This window comes from Luteitalea sp., from assembly GCF_044337415.1.
GTDB lineage: Bacteria > Acidobacteriota > Vicinamibacteria > Vicinamibacterales > Vicinamibacteraceae > Luteitalea.
Map to the genome: position 1 here is coordinate 1 of NZ_JBIINP010000388.1, position 2,690 is coordinate 2,690.

Annotated in this window: 1 protein-coding gene; it reads left to right on the top strand. The window is 71.9% G+C overall.

Annotation, left to right across the window (positions count from 1 at the left end; translation table 11 throughout):
- Positions 1–327 precede the first annotated feature (327 nt).
- On the top strand, positions 328–2,690 hold a 2,363-nt coding region (locus ACIRDX_RS22690), incomplete at its 3' end, for a DUF1549 domain-containing protein (RefSeq protein WP_396627686.1).

Sequence of the window (2,690 nt, forward strand, 5' to 3'; positions counted from 1 at the left end):
AGGCCCGCGACCGGTACGCCAAGGCCCCGGCCGAGGCCCTCGAGGCGCTCGGCCTGAAACCCGGCACCCGCCCGACGGCCGACGAGCTGGACCTGGCCGCCTGGACGATGGTCGGCAACGTGCTGCTGAACCTGGACGAGACGGTGACGAAGGGATAGGGCAGGCCCAGGGCTCAGCGCACCATCGGAGCTTGGCGCTCGGAGCTCGGGAGCACACAGGAGCCGAGGAGTTTGTCGAGCCCCCAGCGGCATCCGCCGTTGTCGGGAGTTTTCGAGCCCCCAGCCCCTGGCCCCGCTTCCCGGCAGCAGTATGATCTTGTCGATCCCGATGCCCACCTCCACTCGCCTCCGCTGGCTGCCGGGTGCAGCCCTCGTGTCTGCCGCGCTGCTCGGGACGGCATGGCTGGGCACCGACGTGGTGCAGTCAGCCCAACCAGCCGCCACGATCGATTTCGCCACGCAGATCGAGCCGCTGCTGCGTGAGCAGTGCTACGAATGCCACGGCGAGAAGAAGGGGCGCGGCAAGCTCCGCCTGCACGTCCGTGACCTGGCGCTGAAGGGTGGCGCCACCGGTCCGCTGCTCGTGCCCGGCGACAGCGCGAAGAGCTACCTCCTGCAGCGCATCCTCGGCGAGGGCGGCGAGGACCGCATGCCGCTCGACGAGGACCCGCTCACGCCCGAGCAGACGGCCCTCATCCGCGCGTGGATCGATCAGGGCGCGACGTGGCCTGCCGGCCCGGCGACGCCGACCGCGCAGACCATCGAGGAGCACTGGGCCTACGTCGCCCCGAAGAAGGCCCCGCTGCCCGCCGTGTCGCAGGAGGCCTGGGCGCGCACGCCGGTCGACCGCTTCGTGCTGGCCAGGCTCGACGCCGAGAAGCTGCTGCCCTCGCACGAGGCCTCGAAGGAGGTCCTGCTGCGGCGCGTGTCGCTCGACCTGACCGGGCTGCCGCCGACCCTCGCCGAGCTCGACGCCTTCCTCGCCGACACCCGCCCCGACGCCTACGAGCGCGTCGTCGATCGCCTGCTCGCCTCGCCGCACTTCGGCGAGCGCTGGGCGCGCCTCTGGCTCGACCTGGCGCGGTACGCCGACAGCAACGGCCACGAGAAGGACCGCCTGCGCTCGATGTGGCCGTACCGCGACTGGGTGATCGACGCCTTCAACGCCGACATGCCGTTCGACCGGTTCACCGTCGAGCAGATCGCCGGCGACATGCTGCCCGGCGCCACGCGCGCGCAGCGCATCGCGAGCGGCTTCCACCGCAACGCGATGACCAACGAGGAAGGCGGCGTCGACCCCGACGAGTCGTTGTACGAGGTGCAGGTGGACCGCGTGAACACCACCGCCACCGTGTGGCTGGGGAGCACGCTCGCCTGCGCGCAGTGCCACAACCACAAGTACGACCCGTTCAGCCAGAAGGACTACTTCCGGCTGATGGCCTTCTTCGCCAACCCGGCCTATCGGTCGGAGGTCTTCGGCGACGGCACGCGGTACTTCGAGGGAGTCCTCGACCTCGCCACGCCGGAGCAGGACACGCAGCGCAAGGCGTTGCGCGCGCAACTGAAGTCCGCCGAGGAGGCGCTCGCGAAGGACACGCCGGAGCGCGCCAGCGCCCAGGCTCGCTGGGAAGCCGAGGTGCGCGACGCCACACGGACGTGGATGACGCTCGTGCCGAGCCACGCCCGCGCGACCAACGCTGCGACCCTCGCCGTGCACGACGATGGCAGCGTGCTGGCGAGCGGCGCCAATCCGCCGAGCACCACCTACACGATCGAGACGCGCACCGAGGCGACGGGGATCACCGGGCTCCGCCTCGAGGCGCTGCTCGACCCGTCATTGCCCAAGCAGGGGCCCGGCCGCGATCCATACGGGCACTTCCGGCTGACCAACGTGCGGGTGTTCGCGGCGCCCGCGGCCGATCCGGCGAAGCGGACGCGCGTCGCCTTCACGGCCGTGAAGGGCGACGGCAACGTGTCGCGCGGCGAGTTGATCGACATCACCGCCGAGGGGTCGAAAGCGTACGCGCGGCTCGGCACGGCGTGGGTGGTGGACGCGGTGCGCGACGGCTGGCGCGTGCCGTTCCAGTTGGTGCTCGTGCCGAAGGCGCCGCTCGGCGAGCCCGGCGGCACGGTCATCACCGTCGAACTCGGCCACGAAGACGGCACCCTGGGCCAGGGCCTGGGCCGGTTCCGGCTCTCGACGACCACGACGCCCGACCCGCTCCTGGCGGTGGCGGTGAACGCACGCACGCGGGCCGCCCTCGACGTCGCGCTGGCCGCGCGCACGGCCTCGCAGGCCCGCGACCTCTCGACGCAGTTCCGCGAGCAGTCGCCGCTGCTGGCGGCGGAGCGCAAGGAGATCGCGCGGCTGAAGAAGGCGCTCGACGACCTGAAGCTGCCGACCACGCTGGTCATGGAGGAGAAGCCGTCGTTCGAGCGACCCGCGACGCCCTTCCGTGAGCGCGGGGCGTTCACGTCGGCCGGCGAGAAGGTGTATGCCAACACGCCCTCGTCGCTGCCGCCGATGAGCGACGCCCTGCCGCCGAACCGGCTCGGCCTGGCGCGCTGGCTGGTGCAGCGCGACAACCCGCTCACCGCACGCGTGGTCGTGAACCGGTACTGGGAAGGCCTCTTCGGGCGCGGGCTCGTCGAGACGAGCGAGGACTTCGGCACGATGGGCGCCGCGCCGTC